At 64.1% G+C, this 15,961-nt stretch carries 14 protein-coding genes and 2 pseudogenes; 10 read left to right on the top strand and 6 right to left on the bottom strand.

Annotation, left to right across the window (positions count from 1 at the left end):
* Positions 1-120: 120 nt before the first annotated feature.
* From DL237_RS18640 to DL237_RS18630, 3 genes are all read left to right on the top strand, one after another.
* Positions 121-1,188 carry a helix-turn-helix domain-containing protein gene (locus DL237_RS18640; protein WP_007803223.1) on the top strand — a complete coding sequence of 356 codons (1,068 nt, stop codon included), beginning with the start codon at positions 121-123 and terminating at the stop codon, positions 1,186-1,188.
* A 149-nt stretch (positions 1,189-1,337) separates the two neighbouring features.
* Positions 1,338-1,802, top strand: coding sequence for an excisionase family DNA-binding protein (locus tag DL237_RS18635; RefSeq protein WP_007803221.1), 465 nt, complete (start codon positions 1,338-1,340; stop codon positions 1,800-1,802).
* Positions 1,799-2,368 carry a PIN domain-containing protein gene (locus DL237_RS18630; protein ID WP_007803220.1) on the top strand — a complete coding sequence of 190 codons (570 nt, stop codon included), beginning with the start codon at positions 1,799-1,801 and terminating at the stop codon, positions 2,366-2,368. The genes DL237_RS18635 and DL237_RS18630 overlap by 4 nt, the downstream gene beginning before the upstream one ends.
* Positions 2,369-2,426: 58 nt before the next feature.
* Here the strand turns inward: DL237_RS18630 and DL237_RS18625 are convergent, their stop codons facing one another.
* Positions 2,427-3,269: a hypothetical protein gene (locus tag DL237_RS18625; RefSeq protein ID WP_018065890.1), complete on the bottom strand. Its 843-nt coding sequence runs from the start codon at positions 3,267-3,269 to the stop codon at positions 2,427-2,429.
* 237 nt (positions 3,270-3,506) lie between these two features.
* Positions 3,507-3,827 (bottom strand): hypothetical protein, encoded by a 321-nt coding sequence (locus tag DL237_RS18620; protein WP_275634938.1) that lies wholly within the window; start codon positions 3,825-3,827, stop codon positions 3,507-3,509.
* A gap of 109 nt (positions 3,828-3,936) precedes the next feature.
* On the opposite strand from DL237_RS18620, the gene DL237_RS18615 reads away from it, so the two are divergent.
* A complete protein-coding gene (locus DL237_RS18615) occupies positions 3,937-4,869 on the top strand; it encodes an IS5-like element ISRhba5 family transposase (protein WP_007803217.1) in 933 nt (310 codons plus the stop codon).
* A gap of 430 nt (positions 4,870-5,299) precedes the next feature.
* Here the strand turns inward: DL237_RS18615 and DL237_RS18610 are convergent, their stop codons facing one another.
* From DL237_RS18610 to DL237_RS20655, 4 genes and pseudogenes are all read right to left on the bottom strand, one after another.
* Positions 5,300-6,739, bottom strand: coding sequence for a hypothetical protein (locus DL237_RS18610; protein ID WP_024099412.1), 1,440 nt, complete (start codon positions 6,737-6,739; stop codon positions 5,300-5,302).
* Between the two features lie 150 nt (positions 6,740-6,889).
* Positions 6,890-7,821 (bottom strand): annotated as a pseudogene (locus DL237_RS18605) (IS5 family transposase).
* 312 nt (positions 7,822-8,133) lie between these two features.
* Positions 8,134-9,161 (bottom strand): annotated as a pseudogene (locus DL237_RS18600) (IS110 family RNA-guided transposase).
* Between the two features lie 68 nt (positions 9,162-9,229).
* Positions 9,230-9,376 carry a hypothetical protein gene (locus DL237_RS20655; RefSeq protein ID WP_018065885.1) on the bottom strand — a complete coding sequence of 49 codons (147 nt, stop codon included), beginning with the start codon at positions 9,374-9,376 and terminating at the stop codon, positions 9,230-9,232.
* A 218-nt stretch (positions 9,377-9,594) separates the two neighbouring features.
* Here DL237_RS20655 and DL237_RS18595 point away from each other — a divergent pair, with 218 nt between their 5' ends.
* From DL237_RS18595 to DL237_RS18570, 6 genes are all read left to right on the top strand, one after another.
* On the top strand, positions 9,595-10,578 hold the full coding sequence (locus DL237_RS18595) for a TAXI family TRAP transporter solute-binding subunit (protein WP_018065884.1): 984 nt from the start codon (positions 9,595-9,597) through the stop codon (positions 10,576-10,578).
* On the top strand, positions 10,575-12,482 hold the full coding sequence (locus tag DL237_RS18590; protein WP_089849673.1) for a TRAP transporter permease: 1,908 nt from the start codon (positions 10,575-10,577) through the stop codon (positions 12,480-12,482). The genes DL237_RS18595 and DL237_RS18590 overlap by 4 nt, the downstream gene beginning before the upstream one ends.
* Positions 12,483-12,560: 78 nt before the next feature.
* Positions 12,561-12,836, top strand: coding sequence for a hypothetical protein (locus tag DL237_RS18585; protein WP_089849675.1), 276 nt, complete (start codon positions 12,561-12,563; stop codon positions 12,834-12,836).
* A 189-nt stretch (positions 12,837-13,025) separates the two neighbouring features.
* Positions 13,026-14,027: a TRAP transporter substrate-binding protein DctP gene (gene dctP / locus DL237_RS18580; protein ID WP_018065881.1), complete on the top strand. Its 1,002-nt coding sequence runs from the start codon at positions 13,026-13,028 to the stop codon at positions 14,025-14,027.
* 114 nt (positions 14,028-14,141) lie between these two features.
* Positions 14,142-14,651, top strand: a complete 510-nt coding sequence (locus tag DL237_RS18575; protein ID WP_018065880.1) for a TRAP transporter small permease — start codon at positions 14,142-14,144, stop codon at positions 14,649-14,651.
* The gene (locus DL237_RS18570) at positions 14,644-15,954 is read left to right on the top strand and encodes a TRAP transporter large permease (protein ID WP_089849677.1); all 1,311 of its coding nucleotides are present in this window, start codon (positions 14,644-14,646) and stop codon (positions 15,952-15,954) included. The genes DL237_RS18575 and DL237_RS18570 overlap by 8 nt, the downstream gene beginning before the upstream one ends.
* Positions 15,955-15,961 lie beyond the last annotated feature (7 nt).

Below are 15,961 nucleotides of genomic sequence, written 5' to 3'. Positions count from 1 at the left end.
ATACGCAGAGCGCGATCAGGGAGGTCTCGCGGACCATCGCGCGCGCGTGCTATGTAAGGTGTACAAACGCACTCTGATAAAACCCTTGGGTAAAGCTCAAAATAGCTGTATTTTGCGCATATGAGGCCTGGAACCCCCGCATTGTATGATGAATCCGACGCGCTCGGCATTTATGCTGAGGAGGTCGAACAGGCGTCTGAGGACGACCTGTGGTTTCTGCCCGGTCCGATGGACGACGAGCCGGACTATTTGCCGCCGGGACCACGGGCCGAACCGCGTGAAACCGAGGTCCTCGACGAATGGCGGAAGGCAGAGGGCGGGCAGGCCGCGCGTCTTGCCCGTGTGGCCGGTCGCGTCGGCGCGCTGGACGACCGGTTGAAGCGCGGACCGGAAGGATGGCGGCATCGGCTTGCGCTGATGGAGGCCGCAGATTTGAGCTGGCACACCGGTGACCGCATCAGCCAAGACCGGCTGGCGCTCTGGATCTCGCTGCGCCTGTCCGGTGTCCAGGACGACACGGCGGCGCTGGCGCGAGTCGGATGGGCGATTCGGCGACTGACGGGTGGACCGGGACCGGAGCAGGACCTTTCCGCCTTCCTCGACCGTCGCGACCCCGAGAACATCAGTGATGAGACCGAGCCGTTCGTGGATCGCGCGAGCGGTTGGCTGGATCTGATGGGGCAGGCCACGGACCTGCACCCGATCACTCGCGCTTGCGCGGGCTTTCACCTCTGGCGCCTCGCGGGGCTCGGGCAGCACGACGACCGTATGGAAGCGGCTGTCGCAGCTGCGCGGATCGCGGCCAGCGATGGAAGAGGCGCAGTCTTCACGCCTCTGGCCATGGGCGGGGCAGGGGGACTACGAGCCGGTGGTTCACCGTTCGAACGTCTGGAACGCTGGCTATACGGGATGGAAGCCGCGTGCCTGACCGCGGTGCGGCACCTTGACGATATCGAGGCATGGTCGGCGCGGGCGGAAGCCGAAATGACATTGCTCTCGGGCAGGACGCCGCCGGCCTTGCGCGCAGTGCTGACCGAATGGCCGCTCGTCTCTGCGCCAATGGCCCAGGCCCTGACGAGTGCCAGTCGCGCCGCTGTTCAGCGCAACCTTGCATGGATGCAAGAGCGGGGTCTGATCCGCGAGGTGACAGGACAGGGGCGGTTCAGGATGTGGAAGGCGACAAACTGAAGGTTAGCGTGGGTCTCACCCGCTCACTCGACAGCAGCGATAACCGCGAGCACGCGGCAGGGCGCGCAGAAACTCACCAACACTTAATGCATTTGTTGCACTTATTTCATATATGGTGGTAGAGAACAGAAACCGGAGAGGAGACCACCATGAACATGCTGGCACACCGACATCTTCCGCCCACGCCGCAGGACGCAGCGATTGCGCGCGTCTCTGGCCAGGCATTGTCACGCTTCGCCCAGGCGCGCGCGCCGTTGAAACTTCGTGTGACGGACTCCGAGCAGATGGAGCCGATCGAGCTTCCTGCGGGCGCCGTATCGCTGCTCATGGAGATCCTCGAGGCGATGGCAGCGGGGCGGGGGGTCACCATCATCCCCGAGAACGCCGAACTCTCGACCGTACAGGCCGCTGAGGTTCTGAACGTCTCGCGTCCGTTCCTGATCAAGCTGCTCGAGGATGGTGCCATACCGCATCGGAAGGTCGGCAAGCATCGCCGCGTCCGCATGGAAGACGTGATGTCCTACAAGGCCGCGATCGATACCGAGCGTGAAGCTGCGCTCGATCAACTGGCCGCCGACGCTCAAGAGCAGGACATGGGCTACCGCTCGAAATGAGCCAGTACACGGTCCTGTTCGATGCGAACGTCCTTTATCCCGCGCCGATGCGCGATGCACTGATGCAGTTGGCGGTCACAGACCTTTTCAAGGCCAAGTGGACGGCCGATATCCATCGGGAGTGGATTGATGCGCTTCTGCGCAATGAACCTCATCGGGAGCGCGCCGCGCTGGAACGAACTCGCGACTTGATGGACAGGGCCACACGCGACTGTCTGGTCACCGGCTACGAGGCATTGGTGCCGGCCCTAACACTGCCGGACCCTGACGATCGGCACGTTCTGGCGGCGGCAATCGTTGGGCGCTGTGACGCGATCGTCACGCAGAACCTGAAGGACTTCCCACCAGCGGCACTTGCGCCCTTTGGCATCGAGACCCAACACCCTGACGACTTTTTCCGGAACCAACTGTCTCTCGCGCCCGGTCTGGTCTGTTCCGCGCTGCGGAAAGTTCGCGCGCGCCTCAAGAATCCGCTCAAAAGCGTCGACGAGTATCTCGCGATCCTGACACAGCAGGGGTTGGTCGCCACGGTTGCCGACCTGGAGCAATTCGCCGACCTGCTTTGATCCCAGAACTGCCCTGACTGAATACGTTCTGGCCAGAGTTGTGGCACCCGATCCATCATCACCGCGAGATTTCGCCCGCCAGGACTGCACGCCCGTGGACTGCAAGCGTAGCAGTGAACCTCGGGCAACCGAACTGCCGGATCACGGCGACAATGCGCGCATCGTACGCCGCTTGCCCTATGACGCGACACAGGTCTGACGCGTGAAACTGGCGGTTCGAGCTTGGCGCAGCCTTGATCTGTTCGTGCAGCTCGCGCTCTCGTGGCTCTTGAACCGGCTGTGGTGCGGGGAGAGCCGGTGGGCGCGTCGCTTCTCCAAGCGAGGTGCGCCACCGGCGCATGAAGCCGAGCAGGAAACCGGCCGGAACCTTGCTGTTCCCACGGGCCCGGTTGAAGGCAAGGAAGCGTTCCCAGATCACTTGCGTATCGACGTTCCAGCAGGGTAGGGCGCTCTTCGCGGCCTTGATCAGCTCGGCCCAGCATGTTCGGAACACGTTCGAGCAACCGTCAATGTTGATCTGTCCTGTGAATATAGTTTTGTTAGATTCTTCTCTAGATAGTGATGTGTCGCCTCCGCCTGACACGAGATCGTGGGTCTGTTCGCCGTCGTCAAAGGCCGCGAAGCGGAAAAGCCAGGGGGCGAACTTGCCGTTCGATTTCTCGCGCTCAAGCTTCAGTTCAGAAGTTTCAAGCTCACTCAGCAGAACGCTCAGGTACTGGCGCGAGACGCCCATCTTCGCCGCCAGAGAGGACAGGGTGAAGGCAGCCGTGCCGCGGGGCAGGCCGTTATACCCATCCTTCCACGCAATTCCGTCGAGGATGAGCGTGGCCAGCTTGTGCGCCGAAACGGAGAGGTCTGTCTGCGTGATTCGCCTGAGGATCAGGCCGGTCGTTGGTTCCATGGTCGTATCTCCTAAGAGACGATGCCATGTCGAGAGCAAACAACATTCTTGCCAGCAAAAACACTTTGCTGGTTGCAGGGGTTCGGACACTGCGCTAAAAAGACCGTGTTCAGGGGTTTTTTTCTAGCGCGGCGTCAGGCTTCTCGGTCTGGCGTCGTTTCCCTTTTTTGGGGTGATGCACTGCCTCCGGTGCAAGTTGATCGGAGCGGGCCAGTGCTACGCTGGCCCGCATGGGGTTCAGTATCGAACCTCTTCGAAGCCGTAGTTTCCTTCATGGTCGCGCCAATCGACGAAGACCGAGCGATAACTCACCCAACCACAGTGCTCGGGACGGGGCAGAAGCGAGGCAGGTGGAACAGCTCCCACGCTCGATCTCTGCCAGCGATAATCGCCCTGCACACCGTAGGAGCCGAGCCTAGTCGAGTCGTAGCGGATGCAATCACCGTCACGATCCTGATGTTGGCTGAACTGGACATGGTAGACGCGGATGCTCCGAACGAAGTCGAAGGCGCTGCCAGAGATGTCGATATCGGCGCGTTCATCGGCCTGCGCCAACACGAACGGACCTGTCGCATCCGGGAGGCTGATCTCAGGCCGGACGGGCGTTGTTGCAGAACTCAGTCGGTGAAGGATTCACATCGGGAATCCATGCGGTTAGACGATCTGCATGAGCAAGCCCAAGCCCGCCCGCTACCGCACGACGAACTGGTCCAGCTACAACGATGCGCTCAGGAAGCGCGGATCGCTGCTGATCTGGCTGGACAAGGAGATGACCTGGCACGCGCCGCATGAGGGACGCCCAGGGCGCCCGCCGGTCTTTTCGAATGCCGCGATCCAGTTTTGCCTGTCGCTCAAGGTTCTGTTCAAGCTACCGCTCAGGCAGACAGCCGGAATGGTCGCGAGCCTCCTGCGCCTGGCAGGGCTAGACTGGCCCGTTCCGGACTACTCGACGCTGTGCCGCAGACAGAAGACCCTCAAGGTGCAGATCCCCTATCGCCGTGCCGAAGGGCCGCTGAATCTTCTGGTGGACAGCACCGGCATCAAGTTTCTTGGCGACGGCGAATGGCAGGCCCGCAAGCATGGCGTTCAGGGCCGCCGCCAATGGCGCAAGGTGCATCTGGCGATGGATATCGCCACCTCGGATATCCGGGCCGTCGAGTTCACCCCTAGCCGGGAAGGCGACAGCCCAGTCCTGCCGGACCTGTTGGGCCAGATCCCCGAGGACGAGGACATCGGCACCGTGACCGCGGATGGTGCCTACGATACCCGCCGCTGCCACGGCGCCGTCATCGCACGCGGTGGCACGGCAATCATACCGACCCGAAGGAACGGTCGAGCTTGGAAAGAGGACTGCCCGGCTGCCAAGGCGCGCAACGAAACCCTGCGCGCCACGCGTCACTACGGTCGGGCATTCTGGAAGCGGTGGACCGGATACCACGCCCGTAGCCGAGTGGAGGCCAAGATGCGATGCCTGAAGGCCTTCGGTGAGCGCATCGCCGCGCGGGATCCAGATCGCCAAACCGCCGAAATCCACATCCGGGTCGCCCTTGTCAATCGCTTCAACGCGCTCGGCACCGCCCACGTCGTCCGCGTGGCATGAAACTGAATGGGAAAGGGGCACTCACAACTCAGGCCGACTTTCTGCAACAACGCCAACGAGATCTACGCGGCCCCTGTCTCCTGAGCGCGGAACCGCTGACGGAATGCGTGAAGCTGAGAAGAGATGACAAACCGGTCGAACCGGGGATCGGGACACCCCAGGGGGTCAAGGCGCAGAAAGCGCGCAATTTTGATTGGGACCCGATCCGCGGACTTCATCTGGGCCAGCGGCTAGACCGCACCACAAAGGCCGTAGACATGACTGCTTTCGGCATAGGCGCGTCAATTCCCAGCTTGCGCAGCAGGGGTCGTCCAGACATGGGAACACTTGCCCTCGCCAGAGATGCCCACTGCGCGTTGGCGACGGTCCACCAATGACTTGCGCCACCGGACCTGTGGGGGAACCGGCGCAGCGCCAGTTCCCCATCGGCTCATTCTGCCGGAACCCAGGGCCGGTTATAGGCTGCCACGCGCCAATCACCGTGTTCGATGAACCGGGGGGCGCTCCCGGTTTCCAGCGCCTCGGCTGCGGCGTTCAGCGCCTCGGGCGATGTCTCGGGCCAGGCGCCCGTTTCGATCCGTTCGACCAGGGTCTCGACGATGGCCGTGCTTTCGGCAGCCGTGAACTCGCAATGGCCCGTGCCCTGGACCAGCGACTGCCGATACAGATCGCCGGTACCCTGCTCCTGCACCAGCGCGCCGTAGCCTTCCATCAGCGTGTAGGGAATGGCCCAGTCGCCCAGCATGTGGATGCGGATCGCCGGAACCTGCAGATCGCCGGTCGTCGTGCGCCCGTCTGCGGCCCAGAAATCGCGCGCATAATCCGAGGCCGCGATGCGGGGGGCGGCGTCGATCCTGGCAATGTCGGCCTGAAGGTCCAAACCGGCCTGTTCGTAGAGCGCCTCAACCGTCCGCGCCATCGCGGGTGCGGCATTCTGGTAGAAGGCGGCATAGTCGACCCCCTCGTTCCCGGAAAGTTGCTGCCCCGATGCGGCGTTTTCGAACAGAAGCCGCGAGGACCCGCCAACATTACCGCCGATGCGCAGCGCCGAGGCCACGATCATGTCGGCCATGGCGCCGGCATCCGCGGTGTCGGGTAGTTCGGTCCCCTCGACCATCCACGGCGACCACTGTCCGATGGCGAAGGCAAGCGCCAGCCGCGCGCGGCCCTCCGGGCTTTCGCCCGCCGTTTCGATGGCGGCCATCCAGGACGCACGGATCGCGTCAAGGCTGCGCTCGCCACCCGCTCCGGCATTGGGCAGGCCGACGATGGCGAGATCGCTGGCCGGACCGTGCCCAGCGGCCTCATAGCTTTCGCCCAGCAGGGTCTGCATGGCGAACCAGCCATCCAGGAAACTGCTCATGATCCAGACCGGCGTATGGGCGGCAAGCACGGCGGCACCGTCGATCCTGTCCGGGTAATCCTCGGCCGAAGCGAGGCTGTCGAGCCCTCCGCCAGAACAGCCGTATTGCAGCACCATGTCAGGAGCGCGCTCCAGGTCCGTGAAAATGTCCTGAACAGCTTGTAGATTCAGGATTTCACGCTGCGGATCGTATTGCCACAGGCGCAGCGGGTGCCGGGCGAGCCCGGCGAAGGCATAGCCACGACCGAGCAGGTCGTCATACCGCTGGACCGCTGACGCGACCGAAACGTTGCTGGCGAAATCCAGATCCCTGAGTAGTCGACCATTCCAGTTCTCGGGCACGCGGATCAGCCATGCCGTCCCGTCCGGCAGGGTTCCCGCATGTTCGTTGAAGGCGGGCTGCTCCTGCGCCGACGCGAGCGGGGCGAAGCCCGCGGTCAGAGCGAGGCAAAGCACCACCATTCCGGTCCGCGAACGCGGGCCGGCCAAATTGGCTGTCCGTGACATGAATTTCCTCCAGTTTGATGCAGCGATGAAATCCGGCTCCTCTTCCGGGGAACCATCGCCGGGAAAAAACATAGATAGCTAATTATTAGTGTCAAGGGCTCTGATGCACAAATCGGCTTAAGGCCGAGGTTCCCCTTTCCCCGGACGGACTTATCCCACAGCTTCCGTGACGGGTATTCCGAGCGCGGTGTAGCCGTTCAGGACGGCGATGCGGACCTGGAGTTCGGCGACCTGTCGGTCGAAGTCCCGTGCCATGAGCCGCTGGCCCAGCAACTTGATACAATGCATCTTTGTCTCGACGCGGCTTCGGCGGTGGTATCCACTCCATCGTCGCCAGAGCGCGCGGCCCAGGTATTTCGCCGCGCGCAGGGCCTCATTTCGCGCCACGGCTCCGGCGGTGATCGTCTTCCAGGGCTTCGCGTTCTTGCGGGGCGGGATGACGGCATGGGCACCGCGATCTGCAATCGCATCGTGGCATTTGCGCGTGTCGTAGGCGCCATCAGCCGTAACGCTACCGATTTCCTGGTCCTGCGGGATTTGGTCGAGAAGGTGGGTAGGATGGGCGCATCACCGATGTGGCTCCCGGTGACTTCGACGGCCCGGATCTCCAACGTTTCTTCATCGATCCCAAGGTGGAGCTTGCGCCAGACGCGCCGTTTCGGGCCGCCATGCTTGCGTGCGTGCCACTCGCCTTCACCTTCGACCTTGATCCCGGTGCTGTCGATCAGCAGGTGCAACGGCCCCTTGGAGCCGCGGTAGGGGATGTTCACGGCCAAGGTCTTCTGGCGGCGAGATAGCGTGCTGAAGTCGGGCACCGTCCAGTTCAGGCCGACCAGCCGTAGCAGGCTCTCGACGAACCCGGTCGTCTGCCGGAGCGCCATGCCGAACAGCACTTTCATCGAGAGGCACGTCTGGATAGCGGCATCGCTGTAGGTCTGCTGGCGGCCACGCCTGCCTGTCGGCGCGGCATCCCAGCTCATCTCGGGGTCAAACCAGATCGTCAGCGAGCCCCGGCGCTTGACTGCTTCATTGTAGGCTGGCCAGTTCCTGGTCTTGTAGGTCGGGGGTATGGGTCTGCTCATGCAGCCTGACTAACAGACTGGATTCGCAAGGTGAAACCTTCACAGCATTTGCGCAACATGTATAACCGCCCCTTGCGCAAGAGGGTTTCTGGATCAGTTTCGCGCGGTGTCGGGTGCTGACATGTATCCGGCCTCTGTTGCGGCCATCATCACGCCGCGGGCCCGTATGGTGTTCGCAGGTCGGGTCCAGATCAAAGCCGCGTGCTCGATGGCACTCTGTTGCGCTCTGGTCCTCCCGATCCCGTCTCACGACCGTGCGCCAAACGTCTCCTTGCCCTCTTCCGCTCCGACGTCCTCGCGACCAGTGACGGCTTACGCCGCAGCGGTCGGAGACTGGTAGGCGCCGCCTCGGGCCATCAGCGCCCAGACGATCCGCGCCATTTTGTTCGCCAGCGCGACCCGCACCAGCATCGGCGGCTTGCGCGTCAGCATCTCGCCAAGCCATGTGCCCGGCCGGGCAGCGGCATGAACATGCCGCTTGATGATGACGCTGTTGGCCCCGATGATCAGCAATCGCCGCAACGACCGTTCGCCCATCTTCGTGTTGGCCCCGAGACGCTGCTTGCCTCCTGTGGAATGCTGACGGGGCGTGAGCCCGAGCCAGGCCGCGAAGTCGCGCGCTTTGCGGAACGTCTCGGGGGGCGGAGCCAGAACCGCTATGGCCGTGGCAATCAGAGGACCTATCCCCGGGACTGTCATCAGGCGCCGCGCCACCTCATTCTCCTTGGCACACCGGGCGATCTCGGCATCGAGCTTGCCGATTTCCGCTCCGAGATGGGCGAGTGACGCCACCAACACCTTGAGCGTGGGGATGGCATCGGCAGGCAGACCGCTTTCCGGGTCTTCCACAATGGCAATCAGCTTCGACATGTTGGCCGCGCGCTGCGGAACGATCATTCCGAACTCGCCCAGATGCCCGCGCAGGGCATTGATGGTCTGGGTTCGCTGCCGGATAAGCAACTCGCGGATGCGAAAGACCATCGCCGCGCCTTGGGTCTCCTCGCTCTTCACCGGCACGAAGCGCATCGTCGGGCGCGTCGCCGCCTCGCAGATCGCCTCGGCATCAGCCATATCATTCTTCTGGCGCTTCACGAATGGCTTCACGTAGGCGGGTGGGACCAACCGCACGTCATGCCCGATCTTCCCGATCTCGCGCCCCCAGAAATGGGCGCCACCGCAGGCTTCCATCGCGACGACGCAGGCCGGCAGCTGTCCAAAGAATGCCAGACCTGATCTCTTCGCAGCTTCTTGCGCAGCACCGCCCGGCCCGTAGCGTCGGCACCGTGGACCTGAAACACATTCTTCGCCAGATCGAGCCCGACCGTGATAATCTCCGACATGACCGCTCTCCTTTGTGGATCCTTGCAGACCCACCTTGGCACATCGATGCCGTCGGGGGGGCACACCATCAAAGCCGCAAATCCTCATGAAATGCGCGGCCCGCCTCGGCGTCGTAGCACCGGTAGGCGCAATAGTGCTGCTGCAGGATGGGCGAGGGCGCCCGCCCGCACAGGGTCTTCGTCATGATGTATGTTGCCTTCGTGAGTGTCGGCATTACCCGGTTTCCAGCGCCGCGGGGGACCGTAACGCCTTCCGCGTCGAGCTTGAGTGGGGGGATAGCAAGCTTTGGTATCTAATCGTTGACAATCTCCTAGCGAGGGCTTTAAAGATAGATGTCTAAGCTATGTTTCGCAAACCACCGATCCGGCCCCCGTGTTCCGGATGTCGGACGGGAGAGGGGCGCGACGCAGGGCCAAACGGGAGGACATGATTATGCGTTTCACTGCAATCGCGATGGCTGCCGGCCTCGCCGTCTCGGCGACGGCTGGTCACGGCCAATCGCTCAACCTCACTCTTTCAGGCGGGAACCCGGGCGGCCTTTGGTCGCTGCTGGGCGCCGGCATCGACCGCGCCGCGCAGGTGGCGGACACCTCGGCCGTGGTGACCTATCAGGCTACGGGCGGCGGGTTCGCCAACATCGGCCTGCTGGGCGCCGGGCGCACGGATCTGGGCCTGGTGCACGACGCCGAGGCGCAGCTCGCGCTGGGAGGCGAAGAGCCCTTCCGCGGGCCGATCACGAACATGCGGGCCATCGGCTACATGTACAACTGGGCGCCGATGCACTTCTTCCTCGACCGCTCGATGGCCGAGCAATACGGCATCGACAGCCTGGACGACATCGCCGGCAGCGGCGCGCCGATCCGCATCGGCATCAATCGCTCGGGGAACATCACCTCGAACATCGCGCTGATGATGTTCGAGCTGGTGGGGGTGACCGACGAATCCCTGGCCGAAGCTGGCGGCCAGTTCGTGCGCGCCGGCGCCAATGAGCAGGGCGAGCTGCTGCAGGACGGACGGCTCGACATGATTACCAACGGCATCTTCATCAACCACTCGTCGTTTCGCGCGGTGGACACGAATGCTGACGTTGTGCTGCTGTCGGTCCCGCAGGAGGTCATCGACGCCACCAACGAGCGCTTCGGCACCGGCCAGATGGTCATTCCCGCTGGCAGCTATTCGAACCAGCAGGCGGACGTGAACACCGTGACGCTGGGGGCGCTGCTGGCCGCGACCGACGCGATGAGCGACGACGACGCCTATGCCTTGACCAACGCCCTAATCACCAACATCGACGAGGTGCGCGCGGTTCACAGCGCGATGCAATCCCTGACGCCCGAGTTGCTCGCCACGCCCAGCGTGCTCGAGTTCCACCCCGGCGCCGCCCGTGCCTACAGTGAGGCAGGGCTGTCGCAATGATCGGGACACTCGTCTCCACTGGCCGCAGGAGGGATCTTGCGGCCGGCCAGCAACGGGCCATCGTCGTGGTGGCCGCGATCTTCTCGGCCTGGGTGATCTACGCCAACCTCTTCACCATCTCGGATCCGCTAGTTCTGGGCATCCTCTTCGTTTCGGGGATCTACGCGATCATGTTCGCGGCGATCGGTGCCACGCCGAACGCTCCCGACCGCATCCCGTTCTATGATATCGCCCTGTCGCTGCTCAGCCTGGCAGCGGGCATCTTCTTCTTCGTGAACGCCACCGCCATTGCGGACCGCATCAGCCTGCTGGATCCGTTCACGCCCGCGCAGCTCTTCTTCGGCATCTCGCTACTGCTCCTGACCCTCGAAGCGACGCGCCGGACCACGGGCATGGGACTTACCATCGTGGTCGTGGCCTTCCTGGCGTACAACTGGTTCGGCTACCTGCTGCCGCCGCCCTTCGGGCATGGCGTCGACGATTTCACCTACCTGCTCGATATCTTGGTCTTCACCACGGATGGCGTGTTCGGGGTGCCGATCCAGGTGGTCGCCAGCTACGTCTTCCTGTTCGTGATGTTCGGCACTTTTCTGTCGAAAGCGGGTGGGGGCGAGTTCTTCTTCAACCTCGCGGCGCTTCTGACCGGGCGCACCCGCGGCGGTCCGGCGAAGATCGCGGTGATTTCCTCAGGGCTCTACGGCACGATGTCGGGCAGCCCGACCTCGGACGTGGTGGCGACGGGCTCGATCACCATCCCGGTGATGAAGCGACTGGGCTACAGCGCGCGCTTCGCCGGCGCGGTCGAGGTCGCGGCCTCGACGGGGGGCAGCGCGATGCCTCCGGTGATGGGGTCGGCCGCTTTCATTCTCGCCGAATATACCGGCGTGGATTACAAGGCGGTGGTCGTCGCCGCCGTGGTGCCCGCACTGCTCTACTACCTCGGCGTCTTTAGTCAGGTCCACCTGCGCGCCGTGCGCGAAGACCTGCGCCCGTCCGAGGACGAGATGCCGACCGTAGCGCAGACGTTCCGCACGGGCTGGGTCTTCCTGCTGCCGATCATCGGCATCGTGGTGGCGCTGCTCTCGGGCTATTCTCCGACCTTCACCGCCGGGATCGGCGTGATGGGTGTCATCATCGCCTCGACGCTGCTGAAGGCGACGCGCCTGTCGCCGTGGCAGGTGATCGAGGGCTTGGGCGAGACCACGCTGCGCATCCTGCCGGTGGCTGGCGCCTGTGCCGCCGCGGGTCTGGTGATCGGGGGCCTGTCGATGACGGGGCTGGGTATGAAGGCCGCGAACCTGATCCTGGTGATTAGCAACTCGCAGCCGATCCTGACGCTGGTTATCGCCGCTGTCGTGACGATCATCCTGGGTCTCGGCATGCCGACCCCGAGCGCCTACATCCTGGCTGCCGTGCTGGTCGGTCCGGCGCTGGCGCAACTGGGCTATCCGGTGCTGCAGAGCCACATGTTCCTGCTGTACTTTGCCGTTCTCTCGGCGCTGACCCCGCCGATTGCGGTGGCGGCCCTGTCGGCGGCGGCGATTGCGCATGAAGACCCGTTCAAGATCGCCTTCACCTCGGTGAAACTGGCCTCGATCGGCTTCATGCTGCCCTTCGCCTTCGTCTGGAACCCGGCACTGATGCTGCTGGCCGACCCGCTGTCGAATACTTTGGCCGTGGTTGGGGGCGTGATTGCCACGCTGTCCGTGGCCACCGCGGTCGAGGCCTTCGCCAGCAAGCCGGTATCGCCGGCGGAGCGGGTACTTCTGCTAGGCAGTGCGGTTGCGGCGGTCGCGCCCTTCCAGCTGCTCGCGGTCGCGGGCATCGCGCTCGGGGCAGCCATGTTGGCACGGCACCTGGTGGCGGGGCGCCGGGCCAGCGTGCAACAGAACGCCGCCGGCTGATGCCACCCTGGCGCAGCCTAACAGATCGCGCGGCCCGGACCCCTCCGGGCCGCGCGTCCTTTTGCAAGAGAGACCGACGTGACCCATCCGACCCAGACCGCAGAGCGACTCACGACGCAGAGCCCCTCCGCCGTGCCGCCGCAACAACCGAAGTTCTGGAAGCGCTGGGCGGTCAGCATGCTGGCCGTCTATCCCGCGCTTATCGTCCTGGTGCTGGCCACGCGGCCCTTCACCCAGGGCATGCCAATGGCGGTCTCGCTGTTCATCGTGGCGCTGCTGCTGACCGGATTGAATGTCGGGCTGATCCTGCCATTCCTGAACAGGAAGTTGGGGCGCTGGCTGGCTGCGCGCTGAAGCCGGAACGGGCAGGGCGGTACGATTTCATATATGTGAAATGTCGCAATGATCCCGCCGGCAATCAAGACAAGGTGCTCTCCGCCAAATAAGCTTAGATAGCTTACCCTTTAGGTTGAGCAGCCAATCCAGACCAGACTGTCCGCCCAGGGGCGGCGCAGTCGGAACGCTACGGGAGGAGCGAGCGACATGACTTCATCCACCACATTCACCAACAAACTGCGTGCCCTTGCGGGCGCTTCGGCGCTGTCGGCCGCGACGCTGGGCCTGACTGGTGCCGCCGAGGCACGCGACTTCCGCCTGCTGTCGGGCTGGGATTCCAGCTATGTTGCGGTCGACGTGCTGACGTCGTTCATCGAGACGCTCGACGAAGCCGTAACCGAGGGCTTCGGCGTCAACGTCATGGGCCCCGAGACCGTGCCCCCGTTCGAGCAGTTCGACCCGGTGTCGCGCGGCCTGTTCGACCTGCTGTTCACCAATGGTGCCTATCACTTCAACCAGACTTCGGTGGGAATGGCGCTGGACGGCCTGTCGGGCGATACCGAGGCCTTGCGCGAAGCCGGAATTTGGGACGCGGTGGATGCCGATTACCAGGAGCAGGGGTTGAAGCTGATCGCTGTGCTTTACGACCTGAATGGCTACCACATCATGCTGAACGAGCCGGTCGGCGAGAACGGCCTCGAAGGACGTCGCGTGCGCGGCACGCCGATCTACCACCCGGCGATCAACGTGCTGGGTGGCTCGCCCGTGGTGCTGCCGGGCGGCGAGATCTACCCGGCGCTGGAACGCGGTGTGATCGACGGTGCGGCCTGGCCGACCATCGGCGCTCTGTCCTACCGCTGGTTCGAGGTCGCCGACTACATGATGCGCCCGACCTTCGGCCAGGTCGGCCATCTGGTGTTGATGAACCTTGACACCTGGAACGACCTGTCCGAGGAAACCCGGGCCGAGATCGAGACCGCCGCGCGCGAGTTCGAGATCGAGGCCAATGGCCTGTTCGACACGCTAGTCGCCGAAGAGAGCGCCGCCCTGGAAGCAGAGGGCATGAGCGTGACCGAGCTGTCCGAGGAACTGGCGGGCACGCTCAGCTCGGCCTGGTTCTCGGGCGTGATGGACCTCGCGGCCACGCAATCGGGCGAGGCGATCGAGGAAATTCGCCGTCTGGCAACCGAAGCCGATCTCGACGGCTGATCGGGGCCCGGCCCCTTCCGACGCGCGGCCGCTTGGTGCCGCGCGTCTTTCCGTCCCCCGGTCGTCCTTCTCGGCCCATTCTCTTCGGCCTTTCCGTTCCAGGAGCTTCCCTCCATGCGACCGATCCTGACGCTTCAGGACGTGCTGACCCGGCTGATGTTCTTCATCGGCGTCGGTGCGCTGGCAGCCATCGTGCTCATCTACGCCTTCGAGGTCGTCTCGCGCTATGCCTTCGGCGCGCCGACCCTCTGGGCGAGCGATTTCGTTTCCTTCCTGCTGCTGATCACGGTGTTCAGCACCGCGCCCTGGCTGACCCGCGAAGGCGGGCACGTGGCCGTGACTATCCTGCCCGACCTGGTCGGCCGGCTGCGCCAGGTGATCCTGCGCGCGGGCTTCCTGGTGGCGGCGGCGACCTGTCTCTGGGCTGCCTGGCTTTGCATCGGCGAGGTGCAGCACCTGGCCTCGCGCGGGACGGCGACCCTGACCACCGTGCGCATTCCGAAATGGATCCTGGTGGCCTTCATCACCTATGGCGTGGCCAATTCCGGCCTGTATTTTCTGCGCCTCGCCTTCGGCCAGGCGCTTTCCGAGACCGACTCCCAACCCGAGGTGACCCATGGTTGAAGGTATCGCCGCCGTCGCGACCGGCGTGGGGCTGCTTCTGGGCTTCATGGCCGTAGGCCTGCCCGTCTTCGCGGCCTTCCTGCTGGTCAACCTGCTGGCCGTCGCGGTCATCATGGGACCGATGGGCTACGGCATGTTCGTCAACTCGCTCTACGAGACGACGACCACGCAATCGCTGGTCACCATCCCGCTGTTCATCCTGATGGGCGAGATCCTGTTCCGCTCGAACTCGGTCGAGGTGCTGTTCCGGTCCATCGACACGCTGGTCGGTCGGGTGAAGGGGCGCCAGTACGTGCTGTCGATCCTGCTGGCCACGGTGTTCAGCACCCTGTCGGGTGCTGCGATGGGCGTGGCGGCCATGCTGGGCCGCTCGCTGCTGCCGGGTATGATCGCGCGCGGGTACGACGCGCGGCTGTCGGCCGGCACGATCCTGGCCGGCGCCAGCCTGGCGCCGCTGATCCCGCCTAGCGTCCTGGTCATCATCATTGGCACGCTGGCCGGCGTGTCGATCGCCGGGCTGCTGATCGCGGGGATCATCCCGGGGCTGATGTTCGCGGGCATCTTCCTGGGCTATTGCTTCATCCGGGTCTGGCTCAACCCCTCGCTGGCGCCCGACGAGCCCGACGACGGCACCCGTGCCACGCTGGCCGACAAGGGCTGGGCGCTGCTGCGGGTGGTGCCGTTCTCGATCATCATCCTGATGGTGATGGGTCTGATCCTGGCCGGGATCGCCACGCCGACCGAGGCGGGCGCGATGGGGGTCATCGGCTCGCTCATCACCGCCGCGATCTATCGCAACCTGTCCCTGAAGATGATCGGCGAGTCGCTGGTCTCCTCGGCCAAGGTGGCGGCGATGATCCTGTTCATCATGGCCAGCTCGAAGCTGTTCAGCCAGCTGCTGGCCTTTACCGGCGGCGCCTCGGCGATGACCGAATGGGTCGTGGGGCTGGAACAGTCACGCTGGGTGATGCTGATCCTGCTGATGCTGCTGCCCTTCGTGCTGTGCATGTTCATCGACCAGATCGCGCTGATGCTGATCGTCATCCCGATCTACCTGCCGATCATCGAGGAGCTGCAATTCGATCCGATCTGGTTCTGGCTGCTGTTCTTGGTGAACATCACCGTGGGGGGCATGACCCCGCCCTTCGGCTACACGCTGTTCGCGCTGAAAAGCGCGTGGGAGGATGCCAGCCTCGGCAAGGTCTTCTCCTCGGCCTGGCCCTTCGTGCTGCTGTACCTGCTGGGCATGATCGTGCTGGCGCTGGTTCCCGGGCTGACGACGCTGCTGCCGTCGATGCTGTGACAACCCT

The sequence above is a fragment of the Pseudooceanicola sediminis genome, assembly GCF_003575965.1.
GTDB classification, from domain to species: Bacteria; Pseudomonadota; Alphaproteobacteria; order Rhodobacterales; family Rhodobacteraceae; genus Pseudooceanicola; species Pseudooceanicola sediminis.
Note: the sequence above shows the minus strand (reverse complement) of the source record. Positions and strands in the feature narration are given on the sequence as shown.